The organism is Streptococcus sp. ELY_137 (assembly GCF_058314515.1).
This window is the reverse complement of sequence record NZ_JBZFUL010000011.1, coordinates 1-24,048: the sequence shown is the minus strand read 5'-3', so window position 1 is coordinate 24,048 and position 24,048 is coordinate 1. Positions and strand designations below refer to the sequence as shown.

Here is a 24,048-nt window from a genome sequence, read left to right as displayed (position 1 = left end):
TTCCCTCCTTAATATTAATATTGGCTAAAACGTTGCTCTAAATACTCTTGGAAAAGACTGTAGACAAAAATAATCAAGACATAGAGAACTCCTACCAGAAAATAGATTTCGAAATATCGAAAATTTTGAGAAGCAATCATCTTTCCTTCACCGAAGATTTCCGTTACACCAATGGAAAAGGCTAGCGAGGTCTCTTTTAACAGACTTACAAAGTTATTGCCCAGCGGTGGTATCATAGTGCGCACAGCCTGAGGAATGATGATACGTCTATAGGTTTGAAAAGGAGATAAACCAATGGCTAGACCTGCTTCTAGCTGGCCTATATCAACTGCATTGATACTAGAGCGAAAAACTTCAATGCTGTAGGCCGCTTGCTTTAAGCCTAGGGCTAGAGTTGCCACTAAATTAGCAGACCACCTAGACCCTACTCCCAACAGCTGGGGTAGGCCAAAATAAATGACAAATAGAATAACAATAGTAGGAAAGCCTCTGAATACCAGCAAATAAAGCTCTACCAACCAGCGAAACAACTTATTTTGATAGAGATAGGTCAGCCCTGCACCTAGAATCAATGCCAGCAACATGGATATTATGGCCATTAGAATCGTAACTGGCAGATAGGCTGCTATTCTGGGAAGAATCTCGAACATATATCGCAAATCCATACGGTTACCTCTCTTTAGTTAGTGACTACTCTGATTTTTTCGACACATCTTCCCCATAATATTTTTTGGATAACTTAGTGATTGTGCCGTCTTTTTGTAATTTTTTAATGGTTTTATTGAAGTCTGATTTTAAGTTCTGACCTTCTTTCGTTTTGGCGAATGGATAAGCAGAAACATTCCAGCCAATGACTTCATCAATAATACGTAGATCCAATTTTTGTTCTTTAATCGTTTGCTGTAAAAATTGCCTTTGGTTAACCACGCCATCAACAGTTCCCTTATCAGCGTCTGTAAAAACAGCACTGCGATCATCATAAGTCTTGATGTTTACCTTAGAATTATAATCTTCTAACAGAGTAATATTGCTAGAACCAAGCGTCCCCGAGACGGTTTTTCCCTCTAGATCCGCTACAGAGTGATAAGGCGAGTCTGTCTTAACGGCAATTTGCGCTGCATAATAGCCAACTGGTTTTGAAAAATCATAAAGTTTTTCACGCTCTGGCAGGATTGTAATCCCGTTTGCGACGGTATCAATTTTTTTAGAATCTATCGCCGACAACAGGCCTGGAACATCTCCAATGATTTTCCACTCAACCTTATAGCCTAGATCTTTTGCAACAGCCTCAGTTAATTCAACATCAAAACCCTTCAAATTACCTGCATCATCTTTGTAAGAGTTAGGATAAGTTTGTGCAGTCGTTCCAACTCGGATAACCTTTTCATCAGCAGATCCACCTGATGAGGCTTGCTCATTCTTTTTAAGACCCAAAACTACTGCAATAACTAAAACAACAACAATAACCAGACCAACAATCGCTTTAATATTTTTCATAAACCATCCTCCTTAATAGCCGTAAGATTTAATGTCTGCTCATTTGAGCTTGTTGCTAATCATCATACTCCCAAAATTAGAGCTTGTATAATATATAAAAGCTATATAGCCATAGTTTCTCCTTATCACTCTGAAACAAGCCCCTTAAGATCGGGCTTGAGATACCACTGAATCACCAAGGTAGAGTCGGATTTGAATTTTTTTATCATGGCGATAGGCTCAACTTATCAATTTAACTATTCAAAGTTATTCTACCTACATCCATATAAAAAGGATTGGTTATCTGCTGTCTACAGATGACCAATCCCCCTAAAAGTATATTTAACGCTACTTAATCCGATAAATTATTTCTTATAAAGCATCAGCTGGTCGCAGTAAGACCGCAGCTTCCTGAGATAGATAGCCTTGATAATCAAGGCCAGCAAGCCGATAGACATATTCATCATTTTCTAACTCTTCGTAAATAAGGAGTGACTTGAACCATTTCAACATAAGCGGCCGTCCTTTCTGAAAATTAGGCTTAAAAGTCTGTAGCAAGACTTAAGAGCTGAGTTTTTATTAATGATACCACTTCCTACTAGCTCTGCCTAATCTATATTTCTTACTGCGGAGTATAACTTTTACTTATATATGTTTTTATAGCATCATCATATAAGCGGCCTGATCCAGTGTATACACGCCTATCCATAACCGTCAAGGATTGGGCTATCGCCATTTTCTTAACTTCAAGAAAGGGATTTTTCTTATCTTAACCATCAAAAAGGAGAGAACTAATCGAGCTCTCTCCAGAATATAGCTTTTCATCACCCACTACAGTTGACAAGGAGCCACTAAACTTTACAAAAAGAAAGAACCTAACCAAACGGTTAGGCACTTCCCGGAGATTATGAAAAAGAAAAGTTTATTTAGGATTGACTATAGTATACTCAATCTTACTTAAAGTGTCCTTAATATTTTAAAGGATCCAACTATTTTTTACCAAATTACGACACGATCTTCCGGAGCCCGCCACATATCATCGCCTTCTTTAACATCAAAAGTCTCAAAGAATTCATCGAAGTTTGGTATTTGAACATTGGTGCGAAGTTTCCCAGGAGCATGGACATCGATAGAAATCAAGAGCTGCAGATACTCTTCACGCGCCTTCATGCGCCAAATTCTTGCAAAATTAGTAAAGTAGTCCTCAGCAGAGAAATCAGCATCTCTTTTTGCAGCCTCGAGAGCTGCTGCCAAACCACCTAGGTCAGCCACATTTTCTGAAACTGTCAATTTGCCATTGACCTTACCGCCGGCAAAATCGATACCGTTAAACTGCTCTACAACCTTATCTGTGCGCTTTTTAAAAGCTACATAATCTTCGTCGGTCCACCAATTTTTCAGGCTGCCATTCTCATCAAAAGAAGCGCCATTAGTGTCAAATGCGTGAGAAATCTCATGAGCAATAACTGCTCCGATACCGCCGTAATTGGCCGATGAGCTCTGCTCCAACGAATAGAAAGGTGCTTGCAAAATAGCTGCTGGGAAAACAATTTGGTTCTGCTGAGGATCATAGTAAGCGTTAACCATATGGGCTGGCATGTGCCACTCACTGCGATCAACAGGCTGGTTCCACTTACTCCAGCTGTGGGCAATCGAAATCTCAGCTAGCTTCTGGGCATTTTCAAGCAGAGACAAATCCTCATCAATAACCTTTTTAGCATAAGTTTCCGGGAGTTTTTCTGGATAGCCAATATGCGGCGTAATAGCATTTAACTTGGTAATCGCCTTATCAATTGTCTCCTGCTGCAACCAGTTATTCTGAGACAGGCGATCTTTGTAGACATCAATCATAGTAGCTACCTTAGCCTCAACATCTGCCTTGGCTTGAGGGGAGAATTTTTGACCAGCATACCAAAGGCCAATAGCTTGATTGTAAGGGCCTTGAGCCAGATAATAGGCTGCTTTCTTCTTGTCCATGGGCTGAGGCGTCCCAGAGAGAGCACGATTATAAGCACCGGCCATAACACGGATATCATCAGTCAGATAGGAGGTGTAGGCTGTGGCGGCGCTTTGAACTAGAACAGCTTTGAGATATGGCCAGTTAGCCTCACTATAATAGTCCTTGGCAAAGTCGGTCCAGAAGCGCTCCTCAGGAACAATGACCTTGTCTGGCAACTGTCCTAAAATATCCCTGAAAATAGCATCTAAAGGCAACTCAGGAGCTAGCTTGATAAACTCTGCCCAATCATAAGGATGGTAGAGCTTGACATACTCAGAAGACTCTTCGTTAGAGAGAACGTATTGGGCTAACTTCGCATCAAGAGCGATAATCTTATCCAGCATATCCTTGATTTGGCTGTCAGAAAAACCAAATTGAGACAAAAGCTCCTCTTGGGACTGGCGCCAGAGAGCCAGAAGCTCTCTCCCTTTATCATTATCTGGAGCGTAATAAGTCGTATCCGGCAAGATGGTGGATGGTGCCTCTGCCCAGAGAACATTGGTTCTAGCATCCATAAAGTCCGGTGAGACCCCAAAAGGCAAGAGGTTAGGCTTACCTTGCATTTCTAGTTTAGCAATTTGTGCAGCAAAGTCTGAGAAAGAGGCATAAGCTTGATACTCTTCAATCAGGGGCAGCACAGGCGTTACGCCCAGCTTTTCACGTTTATCATAGTCAGCCACCAGACGGTGGAACTTGACAAAGTTCTCTAGGACGCTGTCCTGAGGTAAGTTCTGGCCTGCTAGCCATTTATCCGTTGTATTCAGCATCAGCTCCTCAATAGCGTCAGAAAGATCCGAAAAGCCACCCGTACGAGGCTTATCATCAGGTATAACGGCAGTCTTTTCCCACTCACCATTAACCGCATCAAAAAAATCATCTTGTAAACGTACCATAAAAATCTCCTCTTTCAAATATCAGTGGCTCTATTGTAACAAAAAAGTCCCAAAATGAGGACTTTTGAGGGATGTCTATCTACATAATGTGGAACTTTTGAGCGGAAGATTATCGTTAGCGGTCTCTTTCTTGATTTTTTTCAAAGCATCATAATCAGAGATTATAGTAGTTCCCCACAATTATATTATTGAACTTACTTCACAGTCTTCCCTTGATTTCTTAAGTCTGCGATAGTTTTTGTGACAAATACAAAGACAAACATCATCACCGTAATGGCGACAGCGTATAGGTAAATATTGCTGTACTTAATCTCCTCATAGTTTAATAACAGGGCTTCTTTTCGCATGAGGTAAAAGAAGACCATATTAAAGATCAGGGTCGTCACCAGTGTCACACCACCATAAGCCAGAGATTGGGTGAAACGAATAAGCATAGCCTGCTTATGGGAGATACCCAGAGTCGCCCATTGTTTGACCATCTGATATTCATTGAGAGAGGAGAGAATGGTTATAGATAGGATGTTAGCTAAGGCGACAATGAGGGGACCTGCTACAAAAAATAATAGGACCGCCATTGTTTCAGCCTTACCCGCCTCACTTGAGAAGTTCGAGTAAGCGACATCTGAAAGAATCATAAACTGTGAAATGAGGCTGGCCATGATAGCAATTGAGGACGTTAAAGATTTTAAATAGTCCCTATCCTGCAAGATGGTCCACTTAGCCAGAACAACGTTGTAAGAGGATGACCAGCCTAATAGCCACTTGGTCAATCTCACCTGAATATAGGGTGACATCAAGTTTAAAATAATGATATGTAAGGCTAAAATAAGAAGAATCGAACTGTCTATTTGCATCAGCAGCCTCTCGCTCAATCTAGTTTTACTAGTGATAGAGAGGAATGGCCAGGCTAATGTTACCCAAAGGACTAAGCTAATAAGAAGACAGCTGAGTCTCGCGATTTTAGGAACTTTGCCTTTACTTGAGTCAAAACTATCCCCAAGCAAGGCATTTTTATTTAATATCCTATAGGAATGGATAAAGCCACCAAGAAAGGCAACCGTAGCTAAGATGATAACAGTTAGTAGAAAAGATAAACCGTTAAAGGCAATGGGAATAGTCGGTAACATTTCTTTACCAACTAAGGTTTGCACATAGCTATAGTACCAGCGTGCACAGAAAATGGCGCAACTGCCGCCTATAGCACTGGTTAAACTAGCTAAGAGGGTCAACTGACCACTAATCAGAAAAGATAATTGGTTGCGACTGGCTCCATTAACTACCCATAAGCGATAATCCTCTTTAAAAAAATGGAGTAACAATTTAATTAAACCAGAGATTAAAAATAATAACGTCACACCACCAAAGATTATTGGGCCAACAAATATGGGCGCCGGCGTACCCACTTTGTTAAATACTTGATGGTGCTCTCGTACATTAAAAGCAATTACTAAACAGATACCAACCAATAAGCTAGAAGCAAAGAATAAGGGTAAGATACTCAGCCATTGTTTCTTAGAGTAACTGAATTGATAATAGATAAGTTTTAACATAATCAAGATGCCTCGCTATCTTTTACCTCAAGGGCCTGATAAAGCAGTTCTGCAGAAGGTTTTAGCAATTCCTGATCTAACCTGCCATCTCTTAAAATCAGTGCTCTATCTGTCTGACTAGCTAGCTCTATATCGTGGGTGACCATGATGACACATCTCCCCTGATTAGCTAGTTCCCGCAGCATGTCAAAAATGATGGTACGTGAGGAACTATCTAGAGCACCTGTGGGCTCATCCGCAAAAACGATTTGACTATCAGAAAGCAGGGTTCGAGCAATGGCTACCCGCTGCTTCTCACCGCCTGATAGGGTCGATACAGGCGCCATTAGGTCAGCTTGGAAATTCATGTGATCCAATAATGCTTTGATGGTATCTTTATCAACTTTCTTGTGCGATAATCTAAGTGGCAGGGCAATATTCTCTATCACTGGTAAAGCGGGGACTAGATTGTAGGACTGAAAAATAAAACCAATTTCTTCTCTACGCAGTTTTGAGAGCCTGCCATTACTCAATTGATAAGGATTGCGATGATTGATCTTAACCTCTCCCTGACTTGGCTCTGATAGGCTGGAAATACAGTTGAGTAAGGTGGACTTCCCTGATCCACTGATTCCCAATATAGAGATAAACTCCCCATAGCGAGTCGTGAAAGAAATATCTTTGAGGACCTCAATTTTTTTATTTTTAGCAATTTGAAAGTCCTTCGATAATTGTCTTATTTCTATAGCAATTTTGTTCATATATGATACCTCCTAATTATATCTTTATTTAATGGTCTCATGATTTTTCCCATAGTCCCTTTATCATTCTGATAGACAAATTATAACAAATCCGCTTTGCTTCTATTTGTCTATGTCGTGAACGGTCGTTATTTCACCCTGAACGGTTCAAAAGAGAGACTATCAACTTGGTTGGGGTACAAAAAGATCTTAAAGCTAGGGCCTTTGATTTTCTGACTTGTTTCTGCTTCCTCTTAGAATTAGGATGCAACTGTAAGCTGTCAGGAGGGATAGTCCCAAAATCAAATAAGGTACTGAAATTTGATGTGTATCGCCTACAGACAAAAGCCCATAGACACCATTGAAAGTAATAGGAATACGATTAACGGCAGCATGAAATAAGGCACAGATGAGGACAGATGCTCCCGCCCGACGTAAGGATGCCAGCCATAATGCCATAAAGAGCACACTGATAAAAAATACTAAGAAGGAATTTTGACCTCTATCCAACCACCACAAGGGCAGATGCCAAATCGTCCAAATCACAGCTACCAAGAATGTTGCTAAGGGAACATTTGTGACCTTTTCCAGCTCCGGCTGCAAGAAGCCACGCCACCCCGGCTCTTCATTGCCTCCGCCAATCAGGGTGATAATAACGATATTGATCACCCAATCAATCGGTAATAGCCATGAGGGAGCCTGGCCTACAGGGTCACCGCCTGATAGCAGAAAAGAGGCCAGTATTAAGAGTCCGATGAAAAGGACCAGCAGCTTCCACGACTTTTTAGTGCCTGAAAATAGAAAATGCGGAAGGTTCCTCCATGTTAGATTAAGAGCAGCTTTGGCTCCTAAAAATGGTCCAAAACTCGCTAATGTCATCAGGGGCATAAGCATGTACCCAGCATCATAATCTAATTTCTTGAGTACAATAGCCAGTCCCCAAAATCCCCAGGTCCAGATAAAGGTCCACACTAAGTAGGTTTTAACTCGATGTTTCATAAGACTACCTCCTAGCACTAAGCAAATAAGTATTAATACAATTAGGTCACGTCGTTCTCAGATTTACCATCAATTCATTTATATATAATTTTTTTATATATAAAATATACTGCTGTCCTTCAGAGATGTCAAGACAAATATATAAAATATTTATCTATTTAAATGTATACTCCAGTGGACAGACAAAAAGAGCCTAAGACAAAAGTCCAGACTCGTTAGCGCTATGCTAGATCTACCAGATTGGCGCAGTGGGCTAGGAGTAGCCAAGAAGTCTTATCCCTGCGCCAAGAGTTTATTCCAAAACAGGAAGACTGGACAAGTTTTTGCCCAGCCCAAATGAACCACTGCTGATTGGTAGCCCCTACTTATCCTTTGATTTTACAAGATGCGATTTTTCATCCTGACTTTTTGTCTGTATAATCAGGTTGGCAATGGCACTGCCACTTGCAATCAGGGCAAGCACTAAAACCGGCCAGATCCATAGATGATCTACAAGGGTCAATGCCCCCTTAAAAACGATATACATGGTAACGCTTAGGGACGCTATAATACTGAAGATAATCCCCGATAGTAATACTATTTTTGATTTTAGTCCTTTCATTGAATGACTCCTTTCTTTTTATACCTCACCGTCTTCAAAGATATCTGGTTGACTGGATTTTTTGAGGTCATGTTTGAGGCGCTGAATCTTGATGATTTGACCTAGAAGGAGAAGTAAGGCTAAGCCACACATGACCCAAATGAGCGACCGTGGTGGTAGATTACATAAAGAGAATACTAGACCCAGAATAAACATCGTTAACACTGACAAAATTTCATTTAAAAATCTTCGTTTTGAGGCGCTATCTGAGTAAAGCTTGAAATCAGGGTCCGTATGTCGGAAATAGCCCCAATGATTAAATTGCTCGACACAGGCAGCCCCTGTCTCTTGGACAAGCTCAATGTAGTCTGCCACTTCTTTTTTACTCTTGCGTCCAAAGTAATCCAGACGATAAGTATACTGGGAAGGCTGACAGGGCTCAAAGATATAGCTATATGCACCCTTGTGCTTTACAAAAGCCCAACCTTGCGCACTCATATCATTGAGCCAGTCTTCTTCTTTTTGAAAATCACCGAATCCAAAATATTTCCACTTAGTCATTTTTCTCTTCATCTTTCATCTCCTATTTTTTCAAATGCTTATGGCCATTATTGACCAGTTCTTCCAAACGTCTGATTTCTGCTTCTAGGGCTTTTTTACCTTGTTCAGTAATCAAATATTCTTTTTTCTTGCGTTCTTTGACCTCTGAAACAAGGACGATCCAGCCCTTTTTTTGCAGGTTGGTTAGCGCCCCGTAAAGCGTGCCAGCTGCCAGCTTAATGCGACCTTTGGACAGTTCCTCTACGTCCTGCATGATCCCATAGCCATGTTTTGGCTCAAGCAGGACCAGCAGGATATAGTAAACTGCTTCTGTTAGTGCCTGTGTACTCATATTTCCTCCTTATATCGTTATGCGATATATCAGTTTATGTAATAAATATATCATGCCACGATATATCTGTCAAGGATATATTTGGAAAAATAATAAAAAGTGCTCTGATTAGTCAGAACACTTTTCATATATGATTCTTTAGCTCTATTAGAAGTTTACTTCATCTGGTTTTGGTGCTTCTCCTACTTGGCCTTCGAGAGCATCGATAACTGTCATATCATCTGCTGTTAATTCAAAGTCAAAAACTTGGAAGTTTTCGACGATACGATCTTCATGGACTGATTTTGGCAGCGGTAAGAAACCTTTTTGCAAACTCCAGCGCAGAACCACTTGAGCAACGGTTTTGTTATATTTAGCAGCCAAGTCTTGAAGAGACTCAATGCTAAAAATCTTACCTGTTCCTAGCGGGCTGTAGGCTTCGCTGAGGATGTCGTGCGCCTCATTATAAGCCACCAACTCTTCTTGTTGGACGCTTGGGCTGAGGTAGATTTGGTTGACAACTGGTTTGATCTTAGCTGTTTCAAGCAGAGCATCTAAGTGGTGGGGTAAAAAGTTAGAAACACCGATAGATTTGATTTTGCCAGCTTCTACAGCTTCTTCCATGGCACGCCATGCACCGGCGTTAGCTTCTTTCCAGTTATCACGGAAGGCTTTTGGATTTGGCCAGTGAATGAGATAAAGATCCAAGTAATCGCAGTCCAGCTTAGCAATAGACTCATCGATAGCTGCCTTGGCAGCTTCATAAGAGTGGTTGCTGTTCCAGAGTTTAGTCGTAATGAAAAGCTCCTCACGAGGTACACCAGCAGCTTTGATACCACGGCCGACAGATGCTTCATTACCATAGATGGCAGCTGTATCAATGTGGCGATAACCGGCTTCAATAGCCGCCTTGACAGAACTTTCAGCTACATCACCATCTGGGGTTTGCCAAGTTCCAAACCCAAGGGCAGGAATTTTCTGACCATTGGCTAAAGTATAATCAAACATAGATTTTCCTCCAATCGAGATTGAGATAATAAGCCCCTAAAGCAGGCTGTTTATTATATATTTTATCACTTGGAGTTAACTCCAAGGCAAGTATAAGATACAAAGAAGCGACTTGTTTGGGGAAACTCTCTGGCTTGGCTGAAAAATAGGCGACATAAGCCACCACCGCCGCATCTTTAGACGCAAGGAAGTTGACCTTCTTTGAGAAGAATAGCCTCGTGTTCAGCTCTATAAGACACTAAGACTCTCAACTAGAATTTTAGGAGGGTGACAGTTTGCTTATAAGCAAGGCAACCTATCTCTAAAGTCCAAGCTGTTAAGTCGAGCCTAATTAGCAAGATACTAATGCTCAAACGCGATATAAACGAATAGCCAGTGCAGGTCTGTCCCAGCCAGAATTGCTCTTGCTTTGACTCTTTTCCTTAGTCTTTAACCAGAATAGCTAGCGTTTGATAAGCTCTGAGAGTGATGGTCTCCCCTAATACATCACCGTCATAATTGCTGAGGAGTACTTGGCCATTTTGGTAGGCTGGGTCTAATTCCAACGTCACCTCTTGAGCGTAGAAATTATTGAGGACCAGCAGGTGCTCACCATCAAGCTGACGCTCAAAGGCATAAACCTGCTGACTGTCCTTGTAGGCCGCCTTATAACTTCCTTCTGCTATCAGAGGCATAGTCTTACGCAGGCGAATCAGTTCTTTGTAGAAGGGATAAATCTTACCCGTTTTTTCTTTTTCTACATTGATGTCAGGGTAAGACTTGCTGACCTTAAGCCATGGGGTGCCAGTAGTAAAGCCAGCATTAGCAGAATTATCCCACTGCATAGGAGTACGGGAGTTATCACGTGATTTGGCCTTGATAATAGCAAAGGCCTCTTCTGCTGTCTTGCCCTGATCCAACATGATCTGATAGGCATTGATGCTCTCGACATCTACATAGTCATCCATGCTGTCAAAATCGGGATCAAGCATACCGATTTCCTCACCCATATAGATATAAGGGGTGCCGCGTGATAGGTGAACGCTAGCAGCTAACATGGTCGCTCCTTCATTGCGGAAATGCTTAACATCGACAAAGCGGTTGAGCGCCCGCGGTTGGTCATGGTTGTTTAAAAAGAGCGCCCGCCAACCATTGGCCTTGCTCATCGCCTCATTCCATGTGTGAAAGAGAGTTTTGAGCTCTTCAAAGTCAAAGGGAGTGATAGACCACTTTTGATCGTCCTTATAGTCTACCTTAAGGTGGTGAAAGTTAAAGGCCATAGATAGCTCATGGCGTTCCTCAGCCGAATACAGGATACAACTCTCAATAGTCGTTGAACTCATTTCACCAACGGTCATAAAATCATCGTCTTGACCAAAACTGGCCTCGTTCATCATACGCAGATAGTCATGAACAATGGGTTTGTCTGTGTAGGCTGGTTTTCCATCATCTACTGGACAGTCCGCCAGAAGCTCATCCTTACCAATCAAGTTGATAACATCGAAGCGAAAGCCTTTGACTCCCTTATCCCGCCAGAAATTAACAATTTTAAAAATTTCCGCACGAACATTTGGATTACGCCAGTTGAGATCAGCTTGGGTTTCATCGAAAAGATGGAGGTAGTATCTGCCTGTATCTCCAAATGGAGACCAGGCAGAGCCGCCAAACTTAGAACGCCAATCCGTCGGCTGATCGCGAATAATAAAGAAGTCCTGGTAGTAGGGATCGCCGGCTAAGGCTTTTTGAAACCACTCATGATCTGTCGAGCAGTGATTGAAGACCATATCCAGCATGAAGTCGATATTGTGACGCTTGCCAGTGGCAATCATCTCCTCAAAATCAGCCATAGTCCCAAAATCAGAATTGATAGCCGTATAATCTGACACATCATAACCATTGTCCCGCTGGGGGCTTGGGTAGAAAGGATTGAGCCAGACCATATCTACTCCTAGATCAGCTAAATAGGGCAGTTTCTCAATGACGCCGCGCAAATCTCCGGTACCCTTACCAGTTGTGTCTTTAAATGATTTTGGATAGATTTGGTAGACGACTTTTCTCTTATCAAATGTCATATATTTCCTTTCCCTTTATATAGTTAGAGAGGTTGAGACAATGTCCCAGCCCCTCTGATTTTCAAAACAACTTCTTAAACCATATTTATTTTAAATGTAGACGGCCAGCCACTGTAGTGATTGATGCTTGTTATCAAGTACTGACTCCTTAAATAACAAACAAGCCTCTGCCGTATCTTGATAATTGAACCCGCCTACGTTCCTGTGGAATTAGATAAATGTCGCTAGATTCTCAGTGAATCGTCACTCTATTTCGTAAATTCCTTTGGAACGCTTAACGGCTTAGTATCTTACTAATTGAACATGCCTACGACTCTGTGAAATTAGACTCGCTCTCCTAGAATCTTTAGGGATTCTTCGTCAAGCTCCCTAAATTTCTTTGAGTCGCTTAAGGCTTTGTATCTTATAGTTTACTTGCCGTTAGGATATCATCACCGCGTTTGACATCGTGTGGTAAGCTGCCTAGAGCATCCGTTTGGAAGTCATTCTGATTGGTTACAATGACTGGTGTTGCGACAGGATAGCCAGCAGCTGTGATCGCTTCAATATCGAAGCTAATCAATTTATCGCCAGCCTTAACTCGGTCACCTTGGTTAATGTGGGCTGTAAATCCTTGCCCATCAAGATTAACGGTATCCATGCCAATATGCATAAGCATTTCCAAGCCTTGATCTGTCACCAGACCAACCGCATGTTTGGTTGGGAAGAGTACAGAGACGGTGGCATCAACGGGGGCAACCAATTCCCCTTCACTTGGTTCAATCACAACACCTTGCCCCATCACTCCTTGTGCAAAAACTGGATCAGGTGCTTGACTGAGCACATCTACTGTTCCTTGGAGCGGACTTTGCACCGTAATCAAGGTACCGCTTTCGACTTCTGTTGTTTTCTTAGCTTCTGCAACAGCATCTACTTGAGGTGCTTTGACAGTTGCATCTTCCGTCTTGGTAAAGAGGCCGATACGGCGAAAGACCACAGTTAGGACAAAAGGTACTACAATCGCAATAACCATCAAGATGGCAAAGATAATCATATACTTAGCCTGAATAGATAGAATTCCCGGCAGACCACCGATACCGATGGCGTTAGCGGTAACATTGAAAGTCGTACAGAGAAGACCAGCGATAGAAGAACCAATCATTCCAGCGATAAATGGATAGATATATTTTAGATTGACACCGAAAAGGGCAGGCTCTGTAACGCCCAGATAAGCTGAGATGGCAGCAGGTAGGGAAATTTGCGCCTCACGTTCATCGTGGCGGTTCATCCAATAGTAGGAAAGAACAGCTGAACCTTGGGCAATATTAGAGAGGGCAATCATCGGCCAGAGACCTGTACCTCCGCTATCTGCCACCAATTGGGTATCAATGGCATTGGTCATGTGATGAAGACCTGTGATAACAAGCGGTGCATAGAGGGCACCGAAGAGAGCACCAAAGAGCCATTTAACAGGGCCCGTTAAACCAGCCAGAACGACGAAAGAAATTCCCTTACCGATAGTCCAACCGATTGGCCCCAAAACTGTATGGGCCAAAATCAGGGCTGGCATTAAGGATAAGAATGGTACAAAAATCATAGAGACAACTTCTGGAATATGTTTGCGCCAGAAGCGTTCCAGATAAGCTAGGGATAAACCAGCTAAGAGGGCAGGTAAAACCTGAGCTTGATACCCGACTTTTTCAACGGTAAAGAAACCGAAATCCCAAGTCCATTTAGAGGCAATCTCAGCTGCTGGGGTTGAAGCAAAATCGTAAGCATTGAGCAACTGGTTAGGTGAAATCAAGCAGATCCCCAAGACAATTCCCAATATTTGACTGGTCCCCATCTTGCGGCTGACCGACCAAGTAATTCCTACTGGCAGGTATTGGAAAATAGCTTCACCCGGCAGCCAGAGGAAATCATTAATCCCATGCCAGAAGGTAGAAACCTCTACAATGGTCTTGCCATCAAGAGCTGACCACTGAACCCCCTCCAAGATATTGCGGAAGCCGAGAATCAGACCACCAACGATGATGGCAGGTAAAATCGGCGTAAAGATTTCTGCCAGCATGGATAATGACCGCTGCAGCCAATTTTGATTTTTCTGAGCTGCTGTTTTAGCTGCTTCCTTAGAAACACCCTCTATTCCTGAGACAGCCGTAAAATCATTGTAGAAAACCGGTACGTCATTACCAATGATGGCTTGAAATTGACCAGCGTTGGTAAAGGTTCCCTTAACTGCTGGGATTGCTTCTAAGCGCTCAATATCTGCCTTACTTTCATCATTTAAGACGAAACGCATACGAGTTGCGCAGTGGGTAACCGCAGCAACATTTTCCTTGCCCCCGATTGCTTCCAGCATCTCGCGGGCATCTTGTTCAAATTTTCCCATGTTGACTCCTTTTGTGATAAAAATTGTTTACATACAAGATTGATTAGTTTAACAGTAAGATTATAAGTTATCGAAATCGTCAATAAAGCTTTGCAAGGCAAGTCCTCATGACCTCTCAGCGTGCGGTCAATAGGCTACCATATTAGTTTCATTCCAACTTCTAACAATCTATGGCTCGTTTGCCAAAATGTCATCAACCTTGCGAAGCTGAGAGCTAGAATAACAAAATCAACGATTAAGTAATAGTGATTATTATCCCTGCTCCTTTTTTCTGTTTGCGCTTTCATTTTATCTTATCGAGCTATGCTCATGCAACTTGTCTGGACAATTTCTTTGATTTTTTAACCTTTTTTCTTAACTTGTATGGTAAACTAAAAACAAGCCGAGCTAATTAGACGGGCTGCTCTCTTGTGAGAAAAGTTTTACCTGCCTAGAATCTCACTGATTCTTCCTCAGGTTTCTTATTTTTCTTTGGAGTGCTTAACAGCCTTGTATCTTATAGGAGAATTATTGATGAAAAAATACCAAAAGGTTTTTCAGGATTTGGAGATCAAAATTGCAGAAGGGCTCTATCCTCCTGAGACCGCATTGCCTAGTGAAAACACTCTAACGAAAACCTATCAAGTCAGCCGCGATACGATCCGAAAGGCTCTAAAATCGTTAGAAAAGGCGGGCTTAGTCCAAAAATCTCAAGGAAGACAGACGCTGGTGCTGCGCCATCAACACTTTAATTTTCCGGTGTCTCATTTAACCAGTTATCAGGAGCTAGTCAATACTTTAGGAATGGACTCTCAGACTAAAGTTCTAGCCTTAGATCGACTGATTGTTGATCAAAAATTGCAAGAACTCACAGGTTTTCCCGCCAGCAAGCAGGTCTGGCGTATCATACGGCAGCGTCTTGTCAATGGCACAGCTTCGGTTGTTGATACTGACTACCTACTGATTGATTGCGTTAAGCAGATGACCAAGGAGATTGCCCAGCACTCGATCTATGATTACTTGGAGAACCAGCTACACCTTTCTATTGAGGGGGCTAAAAAAGAAATTACCATCGAGCAGATGACCAATCAGGATAAAATTTGGCTTGATGTGGGTGCTGAACACCATGCTGTATCTGTCAGATCCCGTGTTTATTTGGCCGACGGCCGGCAGTTCCAATTTACTGAAAGCCGACATTTGCTTGAAAAGTTTCACTTCGTAGACTTTGCTAGGCGGAAGAGGCAAGAGCCCTAAAGGTACATGACTGACTGTCTGTCCCTCTCCCCATCCTTATATAAGAATAACCCCTGAGCCTCTTTTATAGGGCTGGTTTTCTTTTTGGCAAAAAGTTAGAAATAAATCACATTTTATCTTGTCCCCAACCGGAAAATGTGATATATTTATAACGTAAAGAGGTGAGGTATTTCTAACAAATCCTCCATCAAATCAATTATTTAGAAAGCAGGTGGTTATTATGCAAAAAACTGGTAATTATAAATGGCCTGTCCTTATTTCTATGGCCACTACGACGGCTGGCATCGCCTTTGGGGTTTTCGCTAGCCTCGGTTTCAATCGTCCACTCGCTTATTTTGTCCTCCTTGCCGCAATCATCGGAGATTTATTGGGTCTCTGGGGATTGAGGTATCAGTTAAGAAAAGACAGGGAGGCCAACCATACTTAAAAATAAGAAATGGCTTTACTGGATCTGGCTCCCCCTCTTAATCCTCGTCTATTTTTTGACTCCGGCCAGTCATCCAGTTTGGATTAAGAGGCTTATTTTTACGCTTGTCAGCCTCTTTGAAATTCTAGTATTTGGCCTTATGTCTAAAGTAAGCCCAATCAGCAGGAAAGAGCAGGGGTTCGGTCTGACAGAAAAAATCTATTTGCCCACAATCTTTTTTGCTATGGCTGTCTACACTTTAGGCATTGGGATTTTAACTCCTGACAGCCAACCAGCTTGGATTAAACAGCTTTTTATTGGCGGAATGTTCTTTTTGCTCTTGCTTCTTGGTGGCTATTTCTGCTTTAAAAAAACCATAGAGCGACCCGATGAGCGCTTTTACCAAGATTTAGCCAAGGCAGCGACTTTATGTCTGGTCTTAATGATCGGCTCGCTCCTTGGTCTGACAATCATCACCAGCTGGTTTCCTTTCTCTCTGACACCAGGAGCTCTGTTTATCTATCTTGGCGCTTTGCTCAACCTTTTTGATGTCTGCTTCTGGATTTTTGAAAAGGGTGATTAGGTATGGCTAAAATTATTACTAATTTAAAAGAAATACGCGAAAAAGCGCAAATGACCCAACAGGACCTAGCAGATGCCGTAGGCGTTCGCAGGGAAACCATCCTGCATTTGGAAAATAATCGTTACAATCCCTCACTGGAATTAGCCTTCAAAATCGCAGAAGTTTTCAACTTACAGGTTGAAGATATCTTTCAAAGAAATAAAGGAGCCGATTAAAGGGAGCGGAATCAACTTAAAAAATGAAAATTTTGGTTTTCACCACGTCCTAGTTTTAAGGTGGTGACCTAAAACGGTCTCTCCCCAGACCGTTTCACTCCCACTCCCTGTGCAGGGGTAATACTTCTTGGCGTAGCCAACAAGTCTTGCTCCCAACCGCCGTACCAAGAATTGATTCCAAAACAAGAATGCTGGGCGAGTTTTGCCCAGCATTTTTTTATACATTTAATTAGCTTGATTAGTTGGATAACGCGAAAGATAGCTTGATAAACGAGAAACTTTTCTTTTCAAAATTCTAATCTACTGATTTGAGGGCTTCCAGCATATCGACTGTTTTTAGTCTGCGATAGACGACCCAGCCCAGAACGATTAAGATAAAGGTAATCACTGCCAGAGGCACTAGATAGACATAAGGATCTACCTGAGTAGGATAAACTGTATCTTGGCTCATCATGGCAATAATCACACCATGGAGATAATAACCACCGACCAGACCTAGAATCATGCCAATCACCGATAGCAAGATGGTTTCGCGATAGATATACATCATGACCTCTCGGCTATGAAATCCCAGAACCTTGATGGTTGAGAGCTCCCGAATACGTTCAGCGACATTAATATTGGTCAGATTATAGAGGATAACAATAGCTAGAACGATGGAAACCACAATGAGAATGGTCATGGAGGAATCGAGGCCATTAACGGCTGTCTTCACCATCGTAATCATGGATGAGTTTTGCGTCAGAGAAGCAACACCTGCTAAATTCAGCAAGTGACTAGATTGCTTAGAAATATCTGACTGGGAGCTATCCTTCAGCTTAATCAGTTCACCATTATGAGTTGCTTTTTGGCCAAAAACGTTTTGGTAGTAACTATCCGACATAAAGATGTAGTGACCAACATTCATATCCGCTAGGCCTGCAACCTTAATGGTTCGTGAATGGCCGTGGTCATCTTTTAGGGTGAGAGTATCGCCTTTTTTGACATCATAATAGGCGGCTAATTTTTTGGAGATTAAAGCACCTTGATGATCCAGATCAAGCGATTTATTAGTTTTAGGATCACGCAGGCGGATAAAGGAGCCAAAATCTTTTTGGTTCGTCGACATGATGGTAATGCTTTTCTTCTCATCCTGACCGCTAATTTTTTCATCAATGGTCTGAGTATGAACAGCCTGATAATCAACTACCTTGTCCGAATTCAAAAAGTCATCAACTTGCTGTTTTTCTGTTTGATTGGCCTGATCATTGCGCAGAATCAGCATATCGTAAGGGGTCAGCTGATTAAACTGGCGCTCTACGATTTTTCCTAAAGACGATTGCAACCCCAAACCAGCAAATAGCAGGGCCACAGAGCCAACAACGCCAAAGATGGTCATGACCATTCGCTGTTTGTAGCGGAAGATATTTCTAATCGTAACTTTTTGAGTAAAGCTCAAGCGCTGCCAGATAAAACTGATTCGCTCCAGTAAAATCTTAGAACCGCTGACTGGGGGTTTAGGACGCAAGAGCTGGGCTGGTTTTTCTCTTAATTCTCGTCTAGCAACCAAAAAGGCAGGAAGGGCAGCACTGATAAGGGCTAAGAGCAAGGATAAAACAGTATAAGACCAATAAAAATAAAAATGCGGCCGGCCCAATATGGTCAATTTTGCAGGATTCTGAGTCAAGATATAAGGTAACAGATAATGCCCGCCCAAAACACCAATAAGGGTTCCCAACAAGCCAGCAACAAGCCCATAAATGACAAATTTCTTGAGAACATCGCCATCAAAGTATCCTAGAGCCTTGAGAATACCAGCCTTGTTGCGTTCCTCATTGACAAAGCGGGTCATGGTCGTAAAGGTCACCAAAGCTGCTACAAGGTAGAGAACAACGGGAAAGATGTCACCGATGCGATCAATATTACGACTGATATCACCATAGGTCCGATAACCATTACTTCCGGGTAAGGTCGTACGACTGTAAGACCTGTAGCTAGGAGTTGGCAGTGTTTTTAGGGCAGCCTTAGCGTTTTGGATACTGGCCTGACTTTTAGCCAGCTTGGTCTTGCCTTGACTTATGGCAGCCTCTGCAGCCTGCAATTGCTGACCGCTTAGGTAAACTAACTGCCGCTCCTGCGCTTCCAGTCGACTCTTAGCTTGATCGACCTGAGATTGGGATTTGGCAAGCACTGCCTGTTTATCCTTTTTTATAGCGGCTAAACGCTGCTCCCCATTATCCAGCAGGCTATCATCCAAGGCTTCTTGCTTTTCCTTTAGCTTCTTTTTATAGTCACTAGCGTAGGGATTCAGGGATTGTAAATCTCGGTAGCGTAAGCGGGCTAAATTATAAACATCACTTGCAAAACTGTCTGCTGTCGTGACAGCATAAGCAGCTAAATCACCATCTCCTGCTGTAGAAGTTCCGAGATTTTTTGTTGACCAAATCTCAGAAGAATTGACAAAACCTACAATCTTGTAAGTTGTATGCTTTAGAATCCCTTGGGATTTTTGGGTGAAGCTAATCTTATCGCCTAGCTGATAATCCTTTTTTAGAGATGATGATAAAGCTATCTGATCAGGCTTGCTAGGCAGTTTTCCTGATACTATCTTATAAGACGATAATGTATCCGTTTTGGAAAAGATCCGCACTGCATCGTCTTTTCCTTTGATACTAACATCTGTCATGTAGCCATATTCGACCTTGGCTCCTCTGATCCTATTTAATTCTCTTTGATCGGTCTGGCTGAAGCCAGCACTAGCAATAACAGAGAGGTCCATGGTATGATGACGCTGCAAATAATCACTAGCCGTCCGTTCCATATCAGGGGCAGTCACCTTGAGTCCAATCAGGGCAAAGGCGCCTAGGAACATCAGGGTCATAATGGAAATAAAACGACCGCTAGAGCCTGTGAAAGATTTCCGAATATCCTTCCAAAATATTCTCTTCATATCTAAATGCCTCCTAATATTCCAAACTAGCAATATCTTGAGGATAGTCGTTGATTTCAATACTGCTAACCTTGGCATCATGCATGTGGATAACCCGATCAGCAATTGGGGCTAGAGCTGAGTTGTGGGTCACGATGATAACAGTTGCTCCTTGCTTGCGAGACATATCCTGCAGAATCTGCAGAACCTGCTTTCCTGTCTGGTAATCCAGAGCCCCCGTCGGTTCGTCACAAAGCAAGATCTTGGGGTTTTTAGCCACAGCTCGAGCGATGGAAACCCGCTGCTGTTCCCCACCCGACAGCTGGGCTGGGAAGTTATCAAGACGCTGTCCCAAACCAACTTCTCTTAAAGTTGCAGCAGCATCACGGGCGTCAGTAACAATCTCTGAAGCCAACTCGACATTTTCCTTGGCCGTCAAATTCGGGACGAGATTATAAAACTGAAAGACAAAACCCACGTCTGTCCGCCGATAATCTGTCAGTTGTTTGGAGTTGAAATTAGCAATATCCGTCCCATCAATGAGGACCTGCCCTTCATCATTGCTGTCCATACCGCCTAGGATATTGAGGATCGTTGATTTACCAGCACCAGAAGCTCCTAGAATAATCACTAATTCTCCTTTTTCAATTTCAAATGTAATATCCTTATTAGCAACAATCTCCGTGTCCCCCATTTGGTAACGTTTAAAAGAATGTTTCATTTCAATATAAGCCATTGGTAATATCTCCTTTATTAAGATACATAGGGCCGATTCGCTTGGCGAAAATTTCCGACAGAAAAATAGGAGAGTGACGACATGTGCTTAACACACGAAGAGGTTGGTCTTTTATCCGAGGAAATTAGGCCCGTGTTCAATTACTAAGATACGGCAAAGGCTTGTTATCTAAGCGCCTCGCACTTGATAACAAACGCCAATCACTATGGTGAATTGGCTACCTCCTCCCCCACTAACTTCGTTTGGTTAGTAAAATCGACTAACCAAACGAAGTGTCGCAGCCCTGTTTAATTTATTTATAGACCTAGATATTATAAGAGAATTTTATAAACTATAAAAGACCTAAAAATTGACAGCCTGTCAAGCTAGCTTTCGTTCATAAGCCTTATAACAAAGGAACCCTAAGTGAAAGAAGGCCTGAGCTTGAGAAGACATTTGACAGGCTGTCAATTTTTTTATAAGATTAGCTTCATACAAGGAGGGACTATGGTTCAAGGTAGTAGAGAAAGTATTATCAATGCTGTATTTAGAATTGCTTCTAAAAATCCAGACAAAAATACCCTTACGATGACAGAAATCGCAAGGGAAGCTGGGATGTCACGACAGGCTATTTACCAAAAGCATTTCAGTAGCGTGGATGAGATCTTCGATTATATCCATAGATCCATGACAGAGGAAGGTTTTGCGACCTTTAAACGAAGCCTGGCTGATCCTAGTATTCATTCTATTTACGAGGCTGTCGCTAGAGACGTTATTCCCAAAGTCTATCAAAAGCGGATACAAGCGCGGATCCTCTATCACACCTCTATTGACGGCAGAGCCTTCAAATTTCTTGAAGAGAGTTATTTGAAGCTCCTCTTAGAAGCAGATGATATCTATATTATTAATAAAAGTCCCTTGATGACGCCCAGCATGATTAAGATTGTCATCAACTACATTTTTGCCCTAGTTGGCGAGTGGGTAGCTGAGGACTTTCCTGAACCACCGGAGATTTTTGCCAAAACTTTTTTAACCTTGATGGAGACTGCCCCTAAGGACCTCGTCAATGCTAAACCAAAAGTGAATCATAAAAACTAACGGCTGATAAACCCGCATTTTTGCTGTCCAGAAGCTGTTCTTGTGGCATTATACTCCTTATCTTTTATACACGAAAATCCCTTCAGAGCAAAGGGATTTTTCTTATATTTTTGCTAGGTAAGCACAAGCTAGCAACTCAGGATTTAGGTATGCTTTCTTATCATGATACTAGGAGCAATCCCGTTCCCAAGCTCTTCTACTCTTTAACAAAGCGATCTAACAGACTCACAAATAAAAAGATAGCAACAAAAATAACAGTGATGGTAGCACTAGCTGGCGTCTCCCAATAATAAGAGAGAACGATACCAAGAAACATACCAATAAAGCCAATCCCAATAGCAGTGAGGATGACCCCCTTGAAACTATTAGCCATGCGCATCGCAATAGCTGCCGGTAAAATCAAAATAGTTGAGACTAAAAGAGCCCCAGCTGCGGGAATCATAAGAGCAATAGCAACTCCAGTCACAATATTAAAGGCCAGTGACATCCACCGAACAGGCAAACCATCTACAAACGCTGTATCCTCATCAAAGGTTAAAATATACATGGGACGAATAAAAAACACGGTAAGAAATAATACAAGGACAGCTATAGCAAACAAGAAAGAAATCTGTTCCTGATTAATTGTAACGATAGATCCAAAAAGATATTGGTCTAAGCTAATATTAGAACTGCTCGTTTTACTCATTACAAGGAGAGATACAGCCAAGCCTGATGACATTAGAATTGCTGTAGAAATTTCATTATAATATCGATAAATCGTTCTCAAGTATTCTAAAGCTACTGCTGCTACAACTACAACCAAGATAGTCATCCAGGTTTTATTCCACCCCAACAAAACTCCAAAAGCAACTCCAGCTAAGGAGACATGACTTAGAGTGTCGCTCAATAAACTTTGTCGTCGTAAAATAAGAAATAAACCCAAAATTGGTGAAAAAAAACTCATTGCTACCACAGCTAGAAACGCTCGCTGCATAAACTCATACTGAAATATCTCAAGCATCTGCTCCACTCTCCTCCTTATCATGGATATTAAAACAGCGCCAAGGCAAATCCAGATTACGAACCAAATGGATATTTCGATCAGCATAATCTTTAACTTCATCAGGATCATGCGTAATCATTAAAACTGCTTTTCCATGCTTATGAGCACTATGATGCATTAGTTCATAAAAAGTCTCTGTCGTTCCAGCATCCATACCCGTTGTTGGTTCATCAAGAACAAAAACATCCGGATCCGAGGCAAACATTCGGGCAATGACAGCTCTTTGTTTTTGCCCCCCACTTAAGGCTCCTATTTTTTTTTGGCGATTTTCCCACATTCCTACTGCTTCTAAACTAACCTTAATATGCTCTTCATCATGCTGAGAAAGCCTGCGAAACCAGCCATTACGAGGATAGCGTCCTGACTTAACAAATTCGTAAACAGTAGAGGGGAACCCTGCATTAAAGCTAGCTATCTGTTGGGGTAAATAAGCTAAGCGTAACTTTTTACCCTCCTTATTGATTTCAGAAATATGTACTTGTCCATGTTTTGGCTTCAAGATACCCAAGGTAGCCTTAATCAATGTAGACTTGGCAGCACCATTCTCACCTGTCAACGTCACAAATTCGCCACTATTGACATGGTAGTAGATACCTTCTAACACTGGCTCTGCATCATATTGAAAGGACAGATTCTCAACCGTAATATATCTCACTTATTAAACTCCCTTTCTAGTTTTTCAAGGAAAGATGCAATCACCTCTTGGTCCTCCACAGAAAAATCCTCTAAAATATTATCATAAACAGATAAGGTCGCCTGATGATGCTCATCATGCTCCTGAGCTACATTTTTGGCGATTTCTGTCAAACTATAATATGAAATCCTAGCATCTGCACTATCTTTCGTCGTCACCAGCAAATCCTGTCTAATCATCGCCTTAACCGCCTTAGTTACTGCTGCCTGACTAATATTCAATCGTTTAGCTAATTCAGAATTTGTAAGACGCTCTTGGGCTAAGAGCATTAGAATATGTTCTTGAGTATTAGTCAACTCCAAATCAGATTGACAACGCCCTAACAACAACTCATTTTGATGTTCAGCCAAAAGTAGGATAGTATTAAAAAAACGATCTAAATGATGAGCTAAATCTGACATAAAAACTCCTTAACTAGTTAACAATTAGTATCTTAACATCTCGCATCTAAACCGTCAACCCCCACACCTATCTAAGTAAAAAAGTTTACAAATGAAGTTCTCCAGTCACCCCCCCCTAGCCTGCCTCCCAAAACACAAAAAAAGAGAAGGACTTCCTCCTCTCTACTAAACTCCGCCAGTAGGACTCGAACCTACGACATCATGATTAACAGTCATGCGCTACTACCAACTGA

23 protein-coding genes are annotated in these 24,048 nt (G+C 41.9%); 5 read left to right on the top strand and 18 right to left on the bottom strand.

Features of this window, described 5'->3' with window-relative positions; genetic code table 11:
- Nucleotides 1-14 precede the first annotated feature (14 nt).
- From AC4HAO_RS08170 to treP, 13 genes are all read right to left on the bottom strand, one after another.
- Nucleotides 15-665: an amino acid ABC transporter permease gene (locus AC4HAO_RS08170; protein ID WP_491093679.1), complete on the bottom strand. Its 651-nt coding sequence runs from the start codon at nt 663-665 to the stop codon at nt 15-17.
- Between the two features lie 25 nt (nt 666-690).
- Nucleotides 691-1,497 (bottom strand): transporter substrate-binding domain-containing protein, encoded by an 807-nt coding sequence (locus AC4HAO_RS08165; protein WP_491093680.1) that lies wholly within the window; start codon nt 1,495-1,497, stop codon nt 691-693.
- A 351-nt stretch (nt 1,498-1,848) separates the two neighbouring features.
- Nucleotides 1,849-1,989: a hypothetical protein gene (locus tag AC4HAO_RS08160; RefSeq protein WP_491093681.1), complete on the bottom strand. Its 141-nt coding sequence runs from the start codon at nt 1,987-1,989 to the stop codon at nt 1,849-1,851.
- 483 nt (nt 1,990-2,472) lie between these two features.
- Nucleotides 2,473-4,368: a M13 family metallopeptidase gene (locus AC4HAO_RS08155; protein WP_491093682.1), complete on the bottom strand. Its 1,896-nt coding sequence runs from the start codon at nt 4,366-4,368 to the stop codon at nt 2,473-2,475.
- Between the two features lie 194 nt (nt 4,369-4,562).
- Nucleotides 4,563-5,918 (bottom strand): hypothetical protein, encoded by a 1,356-nt coding sequence (locus AC4HAO_RS08150; RefSeq protein ID WP_491135078.1) that lies wholly within the window; start codon nt 5,916-5,918, stop codon nt 4,563-4,565.
- A gap of 2 nt (nt 5,919-5,920) precedes the next feature.
- Nucleotides 5,921-6,658 carry an ABC transporter ATP-binding protein gene (locus tag AC4HAO_RS08145; protein ID WP_447452831.1) on the bottom strand — a complete coding sequence of 246 codons (738 nt, stop codon included), beginning with the start codon at nt 6,656-6,658 and terminating at the stop codon, nt 5,921-5,923.
- A gap of 195 nt (nt 6,659-6,853) precedes the next feature.
- Entirely contained in the window at nt 6,854-7,636 is a 783-nt protein-coding gene (locus tag AC4HAO_RS08140; protein ID WP_491135077.1) for a CPBP family intramembrane glutamic endopeptidase, read from the bottom strand.
- A gap of 361 nt (nt 7,637-7,997) precedes the next feature.
- A complete protein-coding gene (locus AC4HAO_RS08135; RefSeq protein ID WP_491093686.1) occupies nt 7,998-8,237 on the bottom strand; it encodes a hypothetical protein in 240 nt (79 codons plus the stop codon).
- An 18-nt stretch (nt 8,238-8,255) separates the two neighbouring features.
- Nucleotides 8,256-8,789, bottom strand: a complete 534-nt coding sequence (locus AC4HAO_RS08130) for a DUF2812 domain-containing protein (RefSeq protein WP_491093687.1) — start codon at nt 8,787-8,789, stop codon at nt 8,256-8,258.
- A 10-nt stretch (nt 8,790-8,799) separates the two neighbouring features.
- Nucleotides 8,800-9,108, bottom strand: a complete 309-nt coding sequence (locus AC4HAO_RS08125; protein WP_491093688.1) for a PadR family transcriptional regulator — start codon at nt 9,106-9,108, stop codon at nt 8,800-8,802.
- Nucleotides 9,109-9,255: 147 nt separating this feature from the next.
- A complete protein-coding gene (locus AC4HAO_RS08120) occupies nt 9,256-10,095 on the bottom strand; it encodes an aldo/keto reductase (protein ID WP_491093689.1) in 840 nt (279 codons plus the stop codon).
- Between the two features lie 422 nt (nt 10,096-10,517).
- Nucleotides 10,518-12,146 (bottom strand): alpha,alpha-phosphotrehalase, encoded by a 1,629-nt coding sequence (gene treC / locus AC4HAO_RS08115; RefSeq protein ID WP_491135076.1) that lies wholly within the window; start codon nt 12,144-12,146, stop codon nt 10,518-10,520.
- 403 nt (nt 12,147-12,549) lie between these two features.
- Nucleotides 12,550-14,517 carry a PTS system trehalose-specific EIIBC component gene (treP, locus tag AC4HAO_RS08110; protein WP_491135075.1) on the bottom strand — a complete coding sequence of 656 codons (1,968 nt, stop codon included), beginning with the start codon at nt 14,515-14,517 and terminating at the stop codon, nt 12,550-12,552.
- Nucleotides 14,518-15,030: 513 nt separating this feature from the next.
- On the opposite strand from treP, the gene treR reads away from it, so the two are divergent.
- The 4 genes from treR to AC4HAO_RS08090 all read left to right on the top strand — a co-directional run bounded on the left by treR (nt 15,031) and on the right by AC4HAO_RS08090 (nt 16,954).
- Nucleotides 15,031-15,750 (top strand): trehalose operon repressor, encoded by a 720-nt coding sequence (treR, locus tag AC4HAO_RS08105; protein WP_491135073.1) that lies wholly within the window; start codon nt 15,031-15,033, stop codon nt 15,748-15,750.
- Nucleotides 15,751-15,970: 220 nt separating this feature from the next.
- Nucleotides 15,971-16,177 carry a hypothetical protein gene (locus AC4HAO_RS08100; RefSeq protein ID WP_165212885.1) on the top strand — a complete coding sequence of 69 codons (207 nt, stop codon included), beginning with the start codon at nt 15,971-15,973 and terminating at the stop codon, nt 16,175-16,177.
- Entirely contained in the window at nt 16,170-16,739 is a 570-nt protein-coding gene (locus AC4HAO_RS08095; RefSeq protein ID WP_491135093.1) for a hypothetical protein, read from the top strand. Before AC4HAO_RS08100 ends, AC4HAO_RS08095 begins: the two co-directional genes overlap by 8 nt.
- Nucleotides 16,740-16,741: 2 nt before the next feature.
- Entirely contained in the window at nt 16,742-16,954 is a 213-nt protein-coding gene (locus tag AC4HAO_RS08090; RefSeq protein WP_003048877.1) for a helix-turn-helix transcriptional regulator, read from the top strand.
- A 295-nt stretch (nt 16,955-17,249) separates the two neighbouring features.
- Here the strand turns inward: AC4HAO_RS08090 and AC4HAO_RS08085 are convergent, their stop codons facing one another.
- Nucleotides 17,250-19,883 carry an FtsX-like permease family protein gene (locus tag AC4HAO_RS08085; protein WP_491135071.1) on the bottom strand — a complete coding sequence of 878 codons (2,634 nt, stop codon included), beginning with the start codon at nt 19,881-19,883 and terminating at the stop codon, nt 17,250-17,252.
- Between the two features lie 13 nt (nt 19,884-19,896).
- On the bottom strand, nt 19,897-20,598 hold the full coding sequence (locus AC4HAO_RS08080) for an ABC transporter ATP-binding protein (protein WP_491093694.1): 702 nt from the start codon (nt 20,596-20,598) through the stop codon (nt 19,897-19,899).
- Nucleotides 20,599-21,084: 486 nt separating this feature from the next.
- On the opposite strand from AC4HAO_RS08080, the gene AC4HAO_RS08075 reads away from it, so the two are divergent.
- Nucleotides 21,085-21,675, top strand: coding sequence for a TetR/AcrR family transcriptional regulator (locus AC4HAO_RS08075; RefSeq protein WP_447452820.1), 591 nt, complete (start codon nt 21,085-21,087; stop codon nt 21,673-21,675).
- A 196-nt stretch (nt 21,676-21,871) separates the two neighbouring features.
- On the opposite strand, the gene AC4HAO_RS08070 is transcribed toward AC4HAO_RS08075, so the two are convergent.
- The 3 genes from AC4HAO_RS08070 to AC4HAO_RS08060 are packed head-to-tail and all read right to left on the bottom strand — an operon-like array spanning nt 21,872 to nt 23,815.
- Nucleotides 21,872-22,678, bottom strand: a complete 807-nt coding sequence (locus AC4HAO_RS08070; protein ID WP_491135070.1) for a metal ABC transporter permease — start codon at nt 22,676-22,678, stop codon at nt 21,872-21,874.
- Nucleotides 22,671-23,375 carry a metal ABC transporter ATP-binding protein gene (locus AC4HAO_RS08065; RefSeq protein ID WP_491093698.1) on the bottom strand — a complete coding sequence of 235 codons (705 nt, stop codon included), beginning with the start codon at nt 23,373-23,375 and terminating at the stop codon, nt 22,671-22,673. Before AC4HAO_RS08065 ends, AC4HAO_RS08070 begins: the two co-directional genes overlap by 8 nt.
- A complete protein-coding gene (locus tag AC4HAO_RS08060) occupies nt 23,372-23,815 on the bottom strand; it encodes a zinc-dependent MarR family transcriptional regulator (RefSeq protein WP_491093699.1) in 444 nt (147 codons plus the stop codon). The genes AC4HAO_RS08065 and AC4HAO_RS08060 overlap by 4 nt, the downstream gene beginning before the upstream one ends.
- Nucleotides 23,816-24,048 lie beyond the last annotated feature (233 nt).